A 17345-nucleotide genomic window follows, 5' to 3' on the forward strand; every position below is an offset into this window, starting at 1 on the left:
GAGAGCTAAAAGTGTAAATTATTCATTTTTTTAGCCAATTTTATGCAAGTAAAAAAAGGCCTTAGGAATCCTAAGGCCTTCTTGATAAACTATTTAAAAAATTTGATTAGATTAATAAACCAAGATCCTATGTTACCGTAATCGTGATTTTGATTTTGATTTTCTTTCTTAACGCTGACAGTTGTATAGCCAATTACGAGTTGATTGTTGGACATACCTCTGAATTCTACTTGTACTTCTTCATACTTACTGCTGCCTTTTCCAGAATTTCCTCCACCCATAGATTTCCAGTTGAAGTCATTCCGTTCGAAGAAAAACGTTCCCTTTTCTGCCTGTTTAGCAAGCCCTTTATTCTTAGAAATCGGTTTAATCCCATTTAAAGTGACTGTCGAAAGGTCAAAATTAGCTTTCATTCCTTTTGGTAAAGTTACTTCAACTTTAAAAACACCATTGCTTTCTTTGTCATCATCATCATATTTTTTATAGTTATATTCATTCTTATTGCATTTGTGGTCATCATCATCTTTTTCCCCGCCAGGATACACACGAATGGTAGCAGGAATATAACCCATAAACGTTTTCTCTAGTGTTGTTGTCCATCCTGCTTGATCCGTCACCGTTACGTTTGCTTTGTAGCTGCCTGGATCCTTTAGTGTTACAACGTCACCATTCTTATAGGTTTTGCCATTTAAGGTTACTGTTTCAGTAGCCACACCAGATAAGGAATCTGAAGCTGAATAACCAATTTTCATCTGACTTCCTAGTGCATAGTGGTCATTCCCATTCCATGTAACAATAGGGGCTGTCTTATCCACTTTTACTTCTACTGTATTGACATCCTCAATGTTTCCAGCGTGATCTACACTGTAGAACGATACTTTATTTATGCCTTCATCCGTAACAGTGAACGCTGTTCCTTCTACGAATTCTGAACCGTTAATAGAATAGAAGGTTTGGGCTACACCGCTTATGTCATCAGTTGACGTTAATTCAACCGCTACTTCTCCTTTATACCACTGATTGGTTACATTTGAGGTGGTCTCTGGAGCTGCACGATCAATCTTCACTTCTACTGTTTTCACATCTTCTACGTTGCCTGCGTTGTCCACACTGTAGAATGACACTTCATTTACGCCTTCTTCGGAAACTGTAAACGCTGTTCCTTCCACGAATTCTGAGCCGTTAAGAGAATAGAAGGTTTTCGCTACTCCGCTTAGGTCATCAGTTGCAGTTAGTTGGACTGATACTTCTCCTTGGTTCCATAGGTCAGTAACATTTGATGTTGTTTCTGGAGCTGCAGTATCAATCTTCACTTCAACAGTTTTTGTTTCTTCAATATTTTTGGCATTATCAACACTATAGAACGATACTTTATTTACGCCTTCTTCGGAGACCGTAAATGCTGTTCCTTCTATGAATTCTGAGCCATTAATAGAATAGAAAGTTTTCGCTACTCCGCTTAGATCGTCGTTAGCCGTTAATTTTACTGCTACTTCTCCTTGATTCCACTTATCTGAAACATTTGATTCCGTTACTGGAGCCGTTTTATCAATCTTCACTTCAACAGTTTTGGTTTCTTCTACGTTTCCAGCGTTATCAACACTATAGAAAGATACTTCATTTAAGCCTTCCTCGGTAACAGTAAATGCAGTTCCTTCTACGAATTCTGAGCCATTAATAGAATAGAAGGTTTGTGCTACACCACTTAAATCGTCGGTTGCCGTTAATTCAACTGATACTTCTTCTTGATTCCACTTATCTGAAACATTCGAGACCGTTACTGGAGCCGTTTTATCAATCTTCACTTCGACAGTTTTTGTTTCTTCAATATTTCCGGCATTATCAACACTGTAGAATGATACTTTATTTACGCCTTCTTCACTAACTGTAAACATTGTTCCTTCCACGAATTCTGTGCCGTTAATAGAATAGAAGGTTTTCGCTACTCCGCTTAGGTCATCAGTTGCAGTTAGTTGGACAGGTACTTCCCCTTTATTCCACTGGTCAGTAACATTTGATACCGTCTCTGGAGCTACTGTATCAATCTTAGCTTTTACTGTTTGCACCTCTTCTACATTACCTGCGTTGTCCTCACTGTAGAATGATACTTCACTTACTACCTCATTAACAGTAAACGTTGTTCCTTCTACGAATTCTGAGCCGTTAATAGAATAGAAGGTTTTCGCTACACCACTTAGATCGTCGGTCACCGTTAATTCTACTGCTACTTTCCCTTGATTCCACTGGTCAATAATATTTGAAGCCGTTACTGGAGCAGTTTTATCAATTTTCACTTCAACAGTTTTTACTTGTTCTATATTACCTGCGTTGTCCACGCTGAAGAAGGTAACTGTATTCACTCCTGGATCACTTACAAAAACTGTCGCCCCTTTAACATATTCAGAACCATTAACGGAGTAGTAAGTTTTTTCAATCCCGCTAAAATCATCTGTTGCTGTTAGTTTTACTAGGAAGGATTCCTTTAGCCACTCACCTGTTACGTTCGAAGTTGTAACTGGCGGAGCAATATCGATTTTCACTTCCACTGCTTTCACTTCTTCTACATTGCCAGCGTTATCCACACTGTAGAATGAAACAGTAGAAACTCCCGCATCACTAACAACAAAACTTGTACCTTCGACAAAATTGGAACCATTTACCGAATAGAATGTCTTGGCAACACCACTCACATCATCTTTCGCGGTTAGTTCTACAGAAACAGGCTCTCGATTCCACTTATCAACCACATTGGATTCAGTAACCGGTGCAGTTGTATCTGATTGGTCGGCATCGACTGTCACCGTGGTGGATTCGCTGGATTCTTTTCCTGTTGGAGAAACTGGAACGATGACATACGTATGTTCCCCTGGTTCCACACCCTTTACTGCTAATTCAGGGTCAGTCGTATTTCCAACAAGAACCCGCTCCCCATCTACTTCTTCATACACATTGTAGGAATCAGCGTCCTTAACAGGATCCCAGCTAAGAACCACATCGTCACCATTTACTGTTCCCTTTGGAGTCGTTGGAGCATCTAATACTGGTTCAACATTTGCAGTCACTTGGTTCGAAAAAGGTGAATCTCCATACTTACTATGTGCAATTACCTCATAGGAATAAGTTCCATAAGGCATATTGTTAAAAACGATACGAGTATTCGGTGTAGGTTGGACTAGCGTACGTACTCCATTCACTACTTGGTATATATCGTAAGAAGTTGCAAAGTCTACATCATCCCACCATAGAGCAATAGACTTGGCTTCCTGATTCACGTAAGCTTGTACGTAAGGTGCCAATATTTCAGGGTATACAATAGCAGCTTCTACTAAAGAAGCCTGTGCTGATTCACCGAAGCGATCACTGTAAGAGGTGATTTCATACACATAGTCACCTTCTGGTAAATTGTTAATCGCTGTATAGGTATTGTTAATGTCTGAAACAAATTTTCGCTCACCATTTATTACCTGGTAGAGCTTATAGCTTGTTGCATATTCTGCTTTGTTCCATTTTAAATAAAGAGTATCTACATTTAAGACAGTGCCTGTAAATCCTTCAGGCTTTTGCATATCTGGATGGGTCACTTGTTGTTCCAACCTAGCTCCCAATGATTCACCAAAACGGTCGCTATATGCAGTTACTTCGTAAATATAGTTTCCTTCTTCCATATTGGGTAAACTCAGCTGCGGATACGTTGTCTGTTTAAGTAATACCCTTGATCCATCTATGATCTGATAAACCTTGTAATTCGTCGCATAATCTACTTTACTCCAGCTTAGGGCTCCATCATTTCCATTTGTGATCGATAAATTCAAATTCCCAGGAGCCTTTACATCTGGATGAACTAGGTTAACCTCAATCCCAGTGGAATTTTCTGATTCCTTAAAGGTATAACTATAGGATGTTACTTCATAAAGATGTTTTCCTTCTGGAACATTCGTAAGTGTCACATTTAAATTCGTGGTGGAAGTAACGAGTGTTCTCTTGTTATCTTCAACTTTATAAATATTATATTTATTTGCGTAGTTAGAACGATCCCAGCTTAAAGTAACATCATTCCCGTTCGCTACGGTATAACTCAATTTAGCAGGGGCCGCCATATCTGGATATACGACATCCACTTCAACTCGGGAGGCTTGTTCGGATTCTCCAAAAATACTATTATACGTAGTTACCTCGTATACATAGTGTCCTTCAGGTAAGGTAGTAAAAGCGTGAGTGGTCTTCTCTGTGGTAGTGACTAAGTTCCTGACTCCATCCACCACGCGATAAATTTTATAATAATGAACATAGCTTGCTGTGTCCCAGCTCAATGTTACATCATAAAATCTTTCTACCTTTGATTGAATATTACCTGGTGCTTGCATCTCTGGATAAATGATTTCAATAGAAACTGGTTGCGAGAGGGGTGACTCCGATCCATTTACAATGGACGATACAGCGAATGAGTAGGTTCCCTCTTTTAAGGTGATAAACGCTTTGTTAGTAGTTGGTTGTGACGTCAGCGTTTTCGTATCACCGTCCATTCTATAGACTTTATATCCGGAGCTGTAAGGCACAGCATCCCATTCGATCACAGCACTGCCTGGATAACGTTCATAGATTTTTAGATTAGCAGGTGCCTGTACCTCTGCAGCCAACACACCGATAATAGGAAAGAATAGCTGAACGATCAGTATGAAACTAACAATGATTGGGAGTGTTTTAATTTTCCTCAAAAAAACTCCCTCCTTTTTTATAAAATAGTTTTAAAAAAGAGATTTAAGTTCCCTTAAATCTCTTTTTTAGATATTAACGAAGTAATTGAAGTACTGCTTGTGGCTGTTGATTTGCTTGAGCAAGCATTGCTTGAGCTGCTTGAGAAAGAATATTATTCTTTGTGAATGTCATCATTTCTTTTGCCATATCAACATCACGAATACGAGATTCTGCAGATGTTAAGTTTTCAGCCGTTGTACTTAAGCTGTTGTTTGTAAATTCAAGTCGGTTTTGCACCGCACCCATTTTAGAACGCTCAGCAGCCACTGTTTCAATTGCTGTGTTTATCGCTGTAATGGAGGTATTAGCTGCAGCTTGTGTTGAAACATCTGCACCACCTACTTTAAGTTCATTTCCACCAGTTAATGCTACAGTTGCTGAAAATACTGTAGAACCGTCAGCTCCCTTGAATGCAATTCCGTCAATGGTACGTGCTACTACTTCCCCGTGTGTATCTAAAAGAACATTATCTGTTGAATCGAATTTATAAGAACCAGCTTCAAGGCCGCTATTAGCGAATTGGGCAGTTGCTTTCACATTTGTTCCATCGTAGCTTAACGTACCAGATTTAACCGCTTGGCTAAATGTAAATGTATCATCTCCACCAGTTCCGTCGAATGCTTTAGTGGTATAAGTTAATCCATCCGCACTGGATGCTACCACTTTACCATTTTCGTCTTTAACTTCAAAAGTTGCACCATTTTGAGCAACACTGTATGTTCCAGACTTTAATGTATCTCCTGTCGTAGGACCAGCAGTAACCGTGCTAGATTGTTCGATTCCTACACTGCCCGCAACACCTAAGCTAAAGGATTGAGCATCGCCAATCTTAATGCTCATGTTTTGATCTTGGTTCGCACCAATTTGGAACGTGCCGTCAAAAGAACCATTTAATAGTTTTTTACCATTAAATTCTGCAGAAGAACCGATACGACCAACTTCTTCAGCAAGGGTGTCGATCTCAGCTTGAAGTTTGACACGGTCAGATGATGTATTAGTATCGTTGGCAGATTGAACCGCAAGTTCACGCATACGTTGTAAAATAGAATGTGTTTCGTTCAATGCACCTTCAGCCGTTTGAAGTAAAGAAACGCCGTTTTGTGCGTTCTTTTGTGCTACTTCTAATCCACGGATTTGTCCACGCATTTTTTCAGAGATTGCTAGACCTGCTGCATCGTCACTTGCACGGTTAATACGAAGACCTGAAGACAATCTTTCCATGTTTTTCGCTGCCGCGCTAGAGCCAGCATTTAATTGACGATGTGTGTTAAGCGCTGCTACGTTTGTGTTAATTCTCATTTTATGTACCCTCCTATTTTTGAGGAATATTTTCCCTCTCTGCTTTTATGTATCGACAGGATTTTGGATGCTGTAGAGGGGGAAACCGAAAACTTTTAATAAAATTCTCCTTTTAACATGAGGTTCGTTTTTAAAAAGCAAAATAGCCAGGCGCATGCCTGACTATTTCTCGAATCCTATTTAATAGCGATTTTCCTTCGTTCGTTTTCCATGGCAAAGATTGTTTTCATCAAACGATTTTCATCAATTGCTGAGAGATCGATGAATTGAATACCGTATATTACGGCACGTTTTTTGATGTTTTCGACTTTTCGTACGATCCTTCCATTTAACAGGAATTCCTCATGATCCAAATAGAAATGAACCCTGACATACACTTTTTCCCTTAACGGAAAGTCGTAGTCACTCAGAATCCCCACTCCACCAACACTCACATCGACAATTTCACAATCTATGTACTCATTTACATTCAAGCTTCCAATTTTCAAAACTTCCATGACCGTATTTTTGATGTTGATTCGAAATCGAAAGTTATCTCTCCTGTTGGGAGGCTTCACTTCTTTTGTAGTAGTCCTTTGTCTCTTTTTACTATTAGTTTGTGTGAAATATATAATAGAAGAAACTAGGATAATGAACACGACTGCTGCTAATTTAATTACCTGTATTTCCTCCATATGATCCCCTCATTCAAAACATCCCCACCTTAATTCTAAGATGGGGAAACAATAATTATCTTAAAAAGTCAACTAGGCTCTGCTGAAGAATTTTTCCCCCTGCAGATAGTGATGCTTGAAGCAATGTTTCTTGGCTGGACAGCTCCGTAAAGGCTTTTGTGACATCCGTATCTTCAACCATTGACAGCATTTTTTTATTTAGCAACTCGGATTGCTCCAATTTATTCGACGCCAGCTCGAGCATATTTTGATTGATTCCAACCACTGTTCGCTGGGTAATCACATGATCCAATTGTTGATCAATCGAATTCAATAGCGAGCCTGGATTTTCCCCGTTCTCTAATGTCTGCGCCACCACTTCAATGGTTTCGAACAAGTTTTTACCGTCTACTGAAAATCCAAACACAGAGGTTGCATGGACATTCCCTTCTACACTGAGTCCTTGACCGACATTCCACTCTTTCACGATAGGATTGCTCGGCTGCAAAGCACCATTTTGATAGGGCTGCGTATTTAAGTCGGTCCCCGAAAAAAGATAGCCACTTCCATATGCTGTATTCGCAATATTCCCCACTTGATCAATGAGCGAGCGCACTTCCACAGCGATATTTTTCCTATCGCTCGGATTATTCGAGTCATTGCTTGCTTGAAGCGTGAGCTCACGAACGCGGTGCAGTACATTCGTGACATTCCCCAACTCACCGTCCATCGCTGAACTCCAACTAATACCATCTTCCACATTTTTTTGATATTGCTCAATTTGCGACAATGAGGAACGATAAGATAATCCCTTCAAGACTTCACCAGGCTGATCCGAGATCCTTTCGAACTTCTTTCCTGATGAAATTTGTCCATGAAGCGTCTCCATTGATTTGTTGCCGCGATGGAGATTTTGGATAAATTGCTGACTGATCATCTGTTGAGTAACGCGCATCGTTCTCCCCCTTTCATGCCGTGAATCATTATGGTTACTTCATTCCGTTAATCAATGTATTTAACAAGTCATTCACTGCCGAAACATAGCGAGCTGCGGCATTGTAAGCCTGCTGATAGCGGACCATGTTCGTTAATTCTTCATCAATCGATACTCCAGATACCGATTGTCGGCGATTGTCCAACTGCTGTACTATCTTGGTAGCATTTTCAGAGGACTGCTGGGCAGTTTGAACTTCGGTTCCTAATTGACCGATGATTCCTTTGTAAAAATCACCGATCGTTGCATTCGTGCCACCAATATTCATTTTTTGAAAAAGAGCCTCACCCATCGCTTTTGCATTCGAGCCATCCCCAATCGTATCCGAGGAAGCTGCCGCTACCTTTGAAGGGAAATCCACCAGCACCGGGTTAATCATCATACTTCCCGCATTTTTTGGCGGTTGGGTTGGATCATCTTTATCCACAAAAAACAGAAGTTTTTCTAAAGGCGCATTCGGATCGGCACTTCTCGCTTGGATATCATCTAAATTCCTCGCCTCAGCTCCTGCATGTATGGCATTCATACTGTCAGCAATGGTAACCGCCAATAGGTCGATTTTCGCTCGTAAATCAGGGATGCTTCCAACGGTAGTCCCATTGACCGTAAACCCACGGGTTTCTAGCAATCCCTTGATTTCCCCGCCTGCTAATTCAATATCCGTTCCTGCGATTTTTGCCCCGCCGGTTTGCAGATCAAATGTAAATGTGCTGGCATTGTTCCCCTCCACCAGCTTTTCACCGCCGATTGAAACATCGACACGGCCATTTTGTGCTGGTGTAACTTGGATATCGACTAGCTTTGAAAGTTGATCCAGCAGTACATCTCGACGATCCATCAAATCATTCGGCTGTTTGCCGCCTCCAATGTTTTGGGCAATCTTTAAATTTAGCCCTGCCACCTCATTGGCGATGGTATTGATTTCATTGGTTTTCCCTGTAAGTTGATCGGCCAGGAAGGTTTCGTTTTGCTCAAGACCGGTATAGATTTCATTGAGTTGACCGGCCAATTCTTTACCATTCGCGACCACAACCACACGGGCCGATAGATTTTCCGGCTGTTTGGAAAGCTCCTGCAAGCCTTGCCAGAAAGTGTTAAGCGAACTGGTTAGACCTGAATCTCCTAGTTCGTTGAAGACATTTTCGATATTGGAAAGTGCACTTGCCTTTGCTTCCCAATATCCAGCCTCTTTCTGCTCGTTCTGAAATTGACGATCTAAATAAGATTCGCGAATCCTCCGAAACTCCGATACCTCAACGCCTGTGCCCATTTGCATCGGAATCGTCCCGTTATTAGGATTCGGAGAAGCTAGTGGAAGAGTCGCCTGCAGTACAGCTTCTTGCCGCGTGTACCCCTTGGTGTTTGCATTGGCAATGTTATGCCCCGTTGTGCTTAGTGCGGTTTGTTGGGATAAAATCGCTCTTTTTCCGATTTCTAATCCATGAAAGGTTGAGTACATCTTTTTTCTCCCCTATGCTTTTAAATCAAACAAACGAGCATATTCCCTTGAATCTTGGGCTGCAGCTTCTGAACTATATAGACCTGAATCCTTTGATTGCGGCAGCATTTGCTCAATCATGAACTGTGTATAGGTTAAAGACTGCTGGATCAGTTGCTGATTAAGTTTGTTTACTTTATCAATTTCTTCAAATAAACGCTGAAGTAATTTCAATTTCGACGTCCACTCAACTTTTGTTATCCCGTCCGGTTGTTGTTCAATTAACTTCGAAAGTGGAAGATAAGATTTGTCGTGCTCTAATACTTCCATTCTCATCTCATCTGCTTCTTTGATTTTTTTGATGAGCTTGGATTCATCCGCCATGATAGCAAGCAGCGGATTGATTTCTGCAGAAATTAAGATATCCTGCTTTTTCTTTGCGGTTTCTAATAATGTGATATGCAGGTCGGTTAACATCTGCAAAACATCTGTGAGGCTATTCATCGATTTTTGCACCTGACTTCCAAGCTGAGAGTAATTTATCCGCTAACTTTTCACTGTCTACTTTGTATGTGCCATTGGCAATTTGGTTTTTTAATTGCTCAATTTTTGCATCTTTTTCTTTTTGAATTTGCAGTTGAGCTTCGCTCGATAGCTCTACCTTTTCCGTTTGAGTCTGTTTCGTTGCTTCAGCTCGGTTCGGTTGTTGTTGTTTTTGGTAAGCTTGATATACAGTATCGATTCGATTTAAGGGATTAATTTTCATAGGTCCGCTCCTTTTAACTCTATCCATACTTTTTGTATCGGCAGTTTATCGTTTAATGTTTAGGGTTTTTCTCATTTTTTCCAAAAAAAGAAACGGCAGCATTGACCGTCGCCGCTTAATTGGTAAACATTCTGCTATGACCTCATGATCCCATTTGCGATTCCCATCATCTGATCCGCATAGCTGAGCGCGCGGGCATTCGCTTGATAGCCTCTTTGCGCCTTGATCATATCAGTCATTTCCTGATTCAAATCCACGTTAGACGATTCTAGAAACCCTTGTCTGATTTGGTAAGTTGAATTCACTGGAGTAACCACTCCTCCGGTTAACCGGTATACACCGCCATCATCCTTCAACAGTTGTGGATTAGTGAAATCGACCAAACCGATTTGCTGGTTTGTCCCACTAATCGCCCCGTCGCTAGCCACTACAAATTCATTGTCCGTGTTCCATTCAATTGGATTTCGATTTTGATCAAGCAGCATGTCTCCGTGGGCATTTACTAATTGAAATCGACCGCCGCCAATAGGAGATTGCTGAAAAACTCCGCCTCTCGTGTATAAAATTTCCGTTGTTGTTCCTGTTGTTCTTTGTACTTGAAAATAACCGTTCCCTTCGATCATGAAGTCAAATGGTTGATCCGTTTGCTTAGGTGTACCTTGGGTCAGATCCAATGATGTTCCGGCGATTCGAGAACCAAAAGTGGTTCGAATACCAGGAGGAGATAATCGGCCAATCTCCCTTTGCTGTTCGGTTTGGTTTTGAATCGAGATGGTAAGGTTCTCAGAAAAAGCGGCTTCTCTGCGTTTAAAGCCCGTCGATTCTACATTTGAAATATTATTGGCGATGGTATCTAACTTCCCTTGGTAGGCGCGAACACCAGACGAAGCAATAAATAAAGATGTATTCATAGCTTTTATACCCTTCCAATCGTGTTTAATTGTTCTAGTGTTTTATCGTAGGCTTGAAGTACTTTTTGATTCGCCTCATACAAGCGAATATTTGTCATCATCTCGGTAATGGTTTGTGACGTATCAACGTTCGATTGCTCAATCATTTTATGATGCAGCTGCATACCTGCAGGAAGAGTCTGTGCAAGCATAGCTGGAGCTGCCCCCTCTAACTCATACAAACCATTATCTTTTTTAACTAATTGATTCGGGTTATTGACCACCATGATTCCAAGTGAGGCAACGGTTCGTGCACGTGCTGGGTCATCAGGGTTTACAATAATATCCCCATTATTTTGAATTGACACATTTCCAGAAGTCAATTCTTGGTCCGATATCGGTCGGCCATTTTTTCCTAATACCAAATCTCCGGATGAGGTCATCAGCTGTCCGATTTCATTGACTGAAAACCTTCCGTTTCGAGTAAATTGGAAACTGCCATCAGCGGTTTGCACGGCAAAAAAGGCAGCTGGTTTTATGTATTCTTCGTTTTCTAAGATGGGAGGCAGCGCTTGGTCGTTAATCGCGACATCAAAAGGCATGTTGCTGTTCACCAGACTCCCCTGAGAAAAGAGCGGTAAGGTTTCTTGATTATACACCCCCATGGACAATGTACCGATTTTTGGCGCATCTCCCGAAATTTCTGATTGACGAATGCGTTCTAGTAACATTTCCGGGAAGGAACGCAGCGGGCTTGAATCCTGTTTAAAACCTGGGGTTTCGACATTAGCCAAATTATTCGTAAGCGCATTTTGTCTTCTTTGCAACGCGATCATCCCGGATGCAGCGGTATCAATTCCTCGAAGCATAGTCGTGCTCCTCTCTACATGTATAAGTTTACTAATAATCCTTTGATCTCACCAATCGTCTTCAACAGGTCAACTGAAACAGTTTGTTTTTCCATCACCTGTTCTGAAAGTTTGATCAACTGTTGGTCAATTTGTTTAATTAATTTTAGCCTTTTATCTCTACCATTGGAGTGAAATGACCGATACTCTTCTATGGAGTAACCATTTTGAACCACTTCTTTTAAAAACTCTTGAATGCTTTGTTTATACGCCAGTAAATCTTTTACAGATTGAGAAGTACTTAAACGAATACCGTTTTGATCCAAATCTTTGAGAAGAGTTTGCAAACGATCCTGCGTTAAATCAAATTGTGTTTCCTGAAAAATTTGTTGAAAAGAAGGGGATTCTTTCCCTTTCTCCCGCACTGGAATAAAGCGATCCTGACTGATAGCTTGGCTTTGTTGGATCTTCAAGCGGATACCCCTTTCATGAATGGTTAACATCATTTTTTCAAAAAAGAAAATGGTTGAATTTTTTCGATTCACGTACAATGCAAATTATTAAAACTAAATTAAAGATAAACCAAAGGAGAAAATTATGTCTAGTATTTTTGGAATTTTATTGGCACTCCTCATGATAGGTGCAGGGATGATTTTAAAGGGAGCACCCCTCGCATCTTTGAACAATCCAGCGGCATACCTGATTATTTTTGGAGGGACAGCTGCTGCGGTGCTTATTGCATTTCCGTTTCGAGAAATTAAAAAATTTCCGAAACTATTAAAAATTGCTCTGTTTGAACCCAAGCTCCCTTCGAAAGCAGTACAGATTGCTAGATTAATTGAATGTGCGGAAATGGCCAAAAAAGAAGGTTTTCTTGCCTTAGAGGAAATCGCTGAATCGACTGAAGATCCTTTTTTTAAAAAGGGGCTCGAAATGATCATCGACGGCTATGATGTGGATTTCATTGAGGAAGTGTTATTCGATGAAGTCGAGGCGATCGAACAACGTCATAAAATAGGCGCACTTATTTTTACCCAAGCAGGGACATATGCTCCGACGCTTGGTGTACTTGGGGCTGTAGTAGGTCTAATTGCTGCACTTGGGTCGTTATCGGAAATTGAAAAAATCGGCCATTCGATTTCTGCCGCTTTCATCGCCACCTTACTGGGGATTTTTTCCGGGTATGTACTTTGGCATCCATTAGCGAACAAATTAAAGCGACTTTCCAAACAAGAGCAAGAATTAAAGCTGATTGTCATTGAAGGGCTGCTCTCTATTTATCAGGGAGTTTTACCAAGTGCCTTGGAGAAAAAGCTGACGGTCCATATTCCTCCGTCTGAACGCAAGAAAGCAGAAAATCAACCTGAACAAGAAGATGATTATGAGGAGAAATCGGCATGAGAAAACGGAAACGAGCCTTTAACTCTGACCACGATGAACATGTAGATGAATCTTGGCTAATTCCTTATGCTGACCTTTTAACGTTGTTACTAGCATTATTTATCGTTTTATATGCCGCTAGTACCGTTGATAACGAAAAATATCAAGCCATCATGGAAAGTTTCCAATCGGAACTGACAGGAACGAAAATCGAAAGTGAAAAAGCTGGCCTCTCTCCGACCCTGCCTTCTACACAGCCGGAGGTGGGATTGAAGGACGAAGTAACAGACACAAATAAAGAAGAACTGAATGTATTGCGACAACAGCTCGAAAGTTACATTAATGACAATAGTTTGCAGGATATGGTCTCTCTCGAAGAAACGGAAAAGGGAATTGAAGTATCCTTAAAAGACGTAATCTTATTTGATTCGGGAAGGGCAGATTTAAAGGAGCGCTCCTATCAAACCTTAAATGGGCTCATCGGCTTGATCAATACCGTTCCCAATCAAATTAGCATTGAGGGTCATACCGATAATGTTCCTGCCCACAATACAATCTATAGGTCCAATTGGGAACTGTCTGCTGCTCGTGCCGCCAGCGTTCTCCACTACTTTGAGTCACAACAGATTGCGGCGAATCGCATGCAATTTTCGGGATATGGCGAATATCAGCCGCTTTATCCAAATGATTCTGATGAAAACCGGCAGTCAAATCGGCGTGTAACCATTGTGATTTTACGAAACAGCTAAAATTTTTTCAGTGATTGGAGGGTGCAGCTGTGAAAAAGGTTGTTAAATATATTTTTAGTTTAGTTGTTTTGTGTTTGGCTATCTTAGTAGATGTGGGTTCAGATTCTAATGAGGAAATGGCAGTTGTTACTCCCCATGCAAAAGTGGTTTTGGCAGAGGAAATTCAATTGGATGTACCCTTACTCAATCAGATGGATACACCCCGATTATACAATGGCTGCGAAGTAACGAGTTTGGCAATGTTACTTCAATATTGGGGTATTGATGTAACAAAAAATGAACTCGCAGCACAAATCCCACGAGTCCCTCTCCAATATGCAGATGGAAAAAGTGGAAATCCTAATATGGGATTTGTCGGCAATATGGAAGATGGACCTGGCTTAGGAGTCTATCATGGTCCTATTTTTTATTTGGCTAATTCCAATGTCAATGACCTGCTGCATGTTCAAAATCTATCAAACTATCCTTTTTCCTCCGTCCTAGAAAAAGTAGGCCAGGGTCTGCCCGTTTGGGTGATTACCACAACAAGTTTTTCACCTATTCCCGGTATCAATACTTGGTCTACTCCACAAGGATCTGTAGAGGTTACGTATAAAATGCACAGCGTCGTTATTACCGGTTATGATCAGGAATACATCTATTTCAATGATCCCTATGGAACAAAGAACAAAAAAGCAAACAAAGAAAATTTCATTGCTGCCTGGGAGCAAATGGGTTCTCAAGCAATCGTCATTGAACCCAAATAAAGAACTACAATCAATATATGGAACTTTCCATGTCAAAAGAATTATAGGAATGAAAATAAACAAAAGACGATTCGCGGGGGGACTAATCGTCTTTTTGTTTTTACCAGTTATGCAGTTGCTTTAGCCTTATCTTTACCCACTGTTTTGCGGATGAACGGTACCACCCAGCGATCTAAGCCGTATCTGCCTGCGTTGTAACCTGCTGTTAAGATAATGAATCCTAAGAAAATGTCAGTTGGGTTATGTGATACAGTTCCTGCTAAGAAGAAAGCAAAGTTCATGACTAAACCAAAGAACATCGCAGCTGTTGTTAAACATCCGAGCATAAGCCCTAAACCGATTAATGTTTCGCCCCAAGGAACGATGAAGTTGAAGACATCAATGTTTGGTAACGCAAAGCTTTCTAAGAAGTTAACATACCAGCCGTAAACCATGTTGCCATCTGGACCTTTTACTGGATTAGTGATTGCACCTTTTAAGAATCCAGAAGCATCGAATGCACCGCTCTGTAATTTTCCTAGACCTGCACTGAACCAAGCATATCCTAGATATATACGTAAGACTGTTAAAATCGCAGCTGCGACATTACTTTCTCTTAAAAATTTATTAAACATATGTCATTCCGCCTTTCGAAAATTGCTTACTCTTTATATCTCCACTATAGTTGATTTCAAACATTAATAACACGGAGATAGTGTTATGTTCACAGTTTGTTTGAAATGATTTGACGGATTTTTGAACAGCTTATTTATTCACTATTTTCCACTCAATAAGGTTAGTTATGCCATGGTCAGACATAAGAAAATATGGAAGCAGATAAAAAAGACGATTGATGTCCTTTTACTGAGATCGCTGAAAATTATCGTATTGGTATCAATAAGAGGCAATTAATCGCAGCCATTCATAAATTTTTGATACTGTCCTGCTTATGTGTCAAAATAGTTTAATGAGACATAATTTCTTTTATTGAAATATTACCCGAATTGGAGGTCAAGATAATGAGAACAATGAAACTAGGTAGAAGTGCATTAGAGGTACCAGTGGTTGCGGTCGGCTGCATGCGCATGAAATCGCTCGAAAAGAAAGAAGCAGAAACCTTTGTTCAAACAGCTTTAGAGGAAGGGGCAAACTTCTTCGACCATGCCGACATTTATGGCGATGGTGCAAGTGAGGAAATTTTCTCAGATGCGATACATATGAATTCGACTGTCCGGGAGCATATCATCCTGCAATCAAAATGCGGTATTCGTAAGGGCATGTTTGATTTTTCTAAAGAACACATTTTGAATTCTGTAGATGGAATTTTAAAGCGGTTAAAAACCGACTACCTTGACACTTTACTTCTGCACCGCCCTGACGCATTGGTTGAGCCGGAGGAAGTGGCAGAGGCATTTGATATTCTTGAAAGTACCGGAAAAGTACGACATTTTGGGGTATCGAACCAAAAACCGATGCAAATCCAGCTGCTGCAAAAATTCGTAAAGCAGCCAATTGTAGCTAATCAACTGCAATTGAGTATCACAAACTCCAACATGATTTCTAATGGCATCAATGTAAATATGGAGAATGAATCAGCGATTGATCGCGATGGCAGTGTGCTCGATTTTTGCAGACTAAACGATATTACCATCCAGCCTTGGTCACCTTTTCAGTATGGATTCTTTGAAGGAGTTTTTCTTGGAAACGAAAAGTTCCCGGAATTGAATCAAGCCATTGATGAAATTGCAGTCAACTATGAGGTGAGTAATACCACCATTGCAATCGCATGGCTGCTTCGTCACCCAGCAAAAATGCAGCCGGTCATTGGGACCATGAATGTGAACCGGTTGAAGGACTGCATCAAGGCTAGCAAAGTTCTTTTGACTCGTGAAGAATGGTATAGCATCTATCGTGCTGCGGGGAATATCCTGCCGTAGTTTGACCACACCAAATAAACGCTCAGAGATGTGATTCACTCTGGGCGTTTTTTACATATCAATCAATTGAACAATAAGCATCCAAATTGGGACAATAAACAGGAACGCAATCGTAGAAACAGTCACCATTACCGCTGCAGTTGATAAGCATGTATTCTGGGGATAAAATGAAAATTAGGACAAATGGGAGGAATTGAAAGATGGAAGCGAATTTAACTAAAAGTGTGATTGAAAAATTAAATTTCAGTAAATATCCAACACGCCTTATTCTTAATACCCCTGAAGACATTGAGGAATTTAAATCCATAGAGTTTGACACTTCTATTAAAAAGGAACACTATGATCTCATCTTTATCTTTATTTTTAAATTAGAGGATTTCGTTATCAATCTTCAGAAAGTCGTTGAAAAACAGTTAGTGAAGGATAACGGATATATCTATTTTGCATACCCGAAGAAAAATAATCCAAAGTATAAGGAATACATAGAGCGCGACAGTATTTATACAGAACAACATTATGATGAGGAAGGCTATTATCGCGGAAGTAACTTGAAGTTTTCCAGAATGGTTAGTTTCAATGAGGTCTTTACCGTAATCGGTCTGAAGGCAATTCCGGTGAAAAAGAAAACTACCCTTAAGAGCACCAAAAATAGCCAATGTGTGGATGACTATATTGATAATGTAAAAGATATCAAACAATACCTGCAAAAAAATGACTCCTTATTAAAAATATACGACGAACTAACACCAGGTTACCAAAAAGACTGAGCACGCTATGTATACAGTGCAAAAAGAAAAGAAACCCAAGAAAAACACCTGCTCGAAATGGAAACAGTCCTAGCGGAGGGCTACAAAACAATGGACTTGTATCGAAGAGCAAAGAAATAGGAAAAAAAGGTTTAAAAACGGTGC

The 17345-nt window shown here is 40.4% G+C and carries 16 protein-coding genes; 5 read left to right on the top strand and 11 right to left on the bottom strand.

From position 1 onward, the window contains the following. Positions 1–89: 89 nt before the first annotated feature. From J2Y03_RS25430 to J2Y03_RS25475, 10 genes are all read right to left on the bottom strand, one after another. On the bottom strand, positions 90–4715 hold the full coding sequence (locus tag J2Y03_RS25430; protein WP_310199678.1) for a fibronectin type III domain-containing protein: 4626 nt from the start codon (positions 4713–4715) through the stop codon (positions 90–92). Between the two features lie 73 nt (positions 4716–4788). Beyond that, entirely contained in the window at positions 4789–6054 is a 1266-nt protein-coding gene (locus J2Y03_RS25435; protein ID WP_310199680.1) for a flagellin N-terminal helical domain-containing protein, read from the bottom strand. A gap of 176 nt (positions 6055–6230) precedes the next feature. Then, entirely contained in the window at positions 6231–6728 is a 498-nt protein-coding gene (locus tag J2Y03_RS25440; protein WP_310199682.1) for a PilZ domain-containing protein, read from the bottom strand. Between the two features lie 55 nt (positions 6729–6783). Beyond that, entirely contained in the window at positions 6784–7662 is an 879-nt protein-coding gene (gene flgL, locus J2Y03_RS25445; RefSeq protein WP_310199684.1) for a flagellar hook-associated protein FlgL, read from the bottom strand. A 34-nt stretch (positions 7663–7696) separates the two neighbouring features. Continuing rightward, positions 7697–9160, bottom strand: a complete 1464-nt coding sequence (flgK, locus tag J2Y03_RS25450; RefSeq protein ID WP_310199686.1) for a flagellar hook-associated protein FlgK — start codon at positions 9158–9160, stop codon at positions 7697–7699. Between the two features lie 12 nt (positions 9161–9172). After that, a complete protein-coding gene (locus tag J2Y03_RS25455; RefSeq protein ID WP_310199688.1) occupies positions 9173–9643 on the bottom strand; it encodes a flagellar protein FlgN in 471 nt (156 codons plus the stop codon). Next, entirely contained in the window at positions 9636–9905 is a 270-nt protein-coding gene (flgM, locus tag J2Y03_RS25460; protein ID WP_165903197.1) for a flagellar biosynthesis anti-sigma factor FlgM, read from the bottom strand. Before flgM ends, J2Y03_RS25455 begins: the two co-directional genes overlap by 8 nt. A 134-nt stretch (positions 9906–10039) precedes the next feature. Continuing rightward, complete coding sequence (locus J2Y03_RS25465; protein WP_310199691.1) at positions 10040–10816, bottom strand: flagellar hook-basal body protein; 777 nt, start codon at positions 10814–10816, stop codon at positions 10040–10042. Between the two features lie 5 nt (positions 10817–10821). Beyond that, positions 10822–11664: a flagellar hook-basal body protein gene (locus J2Y03_RS25470; RefSeq protein ID WP_132095153.1), complete on the bottom strand. Its 843-nt coding sequence runs from the start codon at positions 11662–11664 to the stop codon at positions 10822–10824. Positions 11665–11678: 14 nt separating this feature from the next. Then, positions 11679–12116, bottom strand: a complete 438-nt coding sequence (locus tag J2Y03_RS25475; protein WP_310199693.1) for a YaaR family protein — start codon at positions 12114–12116, stop codon at positions 11679–11681. A gap of 124 nt (positions 12117–12240) precedes the next feature. Here J2Y03_RS25475 and motA point away from each other — a divergent pair, with 124 nt between their 5' ends. The 3 genes from motA to J2Y03_RS25490 all read left to right on the top strand — a co-directional run bounded on the left by motA (position 12241) and on the right by J2Y03_RS25490 (position 14518). Next, positions 12241–13044, top strand: a complete 804-nt coding sequence (motA, locus tag J2Y03_RS25480; RefSeq protein ID WP_310199695.1) for a flagellar motor stator protein MotA — start codon at positions 12241–12243, stop codon at positions 13042–13044. Then, positions 13041–13772, top strand: coding sequence for a flagellar motor protein MotB (locus tag J2Y03_RS25485; protein WP_310199697.1), 732 nt, complete (start codon positions 13041–13043; stop codon positions 13770–13772). The genes motA and J2Y03_RS25485 overlap by 4 nt, the downstream gene beginning before the upstream one ends. A gap of 116 nt (positions 13773–13888) precedes the next feature. Further along, the gene (locus tag J2Y03_RS25490) at positions 13889–14518 is read left to right on the top strand and encodes a C39 family peptidase (protein WP_396954270.1); all 630 of its coding nucleotides are present in this window, start codon (positions 13889–13891) and stop codon (positions 14516–14518) included. 107 nt (positions 14519–14625) lie between these two features. On the opposite strand, the gene J2Y03_RS25495 is transcribed toward J2Y03_RS25490, so the two are convergent. Further along, the gene (locus J2Y03_RS25495; RefSeq protein WP_310199701.1) at positions 14626–15132 is read right to left on the bottom strand and encodes a DoxX family protein; all 507 of its coding nucleotides are present in this window, start codon (positions 15130–15132) and stop codon (positions 14626–14628) included. A 384-nt stretch (positions 15133–15516) separates the two neighbouring features. Here J2Y03_RS25495 and J2Y03_RS25500 point away from each other — a divergent pair, with 384 nt between their 5' ends. Together J2Y03_RS25500 and J2Y03_RS25505 are read left to right on the top strand one after the other, a co-directional pair. Next, positions 15517–16434: an aldo/keto reductase gene (locus J2Y03_RS25500; RefSeq protein ID WP_310199703.1), complete on the top strand. Its 918-nt coding sequence runs from the start codon at positions 15517–15519 to the stop codon at positions 16432–16434. Between the two features lie 200 nt (positions 16435–16634). Continuing rightward, the gene (locus J2Y03_RS25505; protein WP_310199705.1) at positions 16635–17201 is read left to right on the top strand and encodes a hypothetical protein; all 567 of its coding nucleotides are present in this window, start codon (positions 16635–16637) and stop codon (positions 17199–17201) included. Positions 17202–17345: the final 144 nt, after the last annotated feature.

The sequence above is a fragment of the Neobacillus niacini genome, from assembly GCF_031457145.1.
Taxonomy (GTDB): Bacteria; Bacillota; Bacilli; order Bacillales; family Cytobacillaceae; genus Neobacillus; species Neobacillus niacini_J.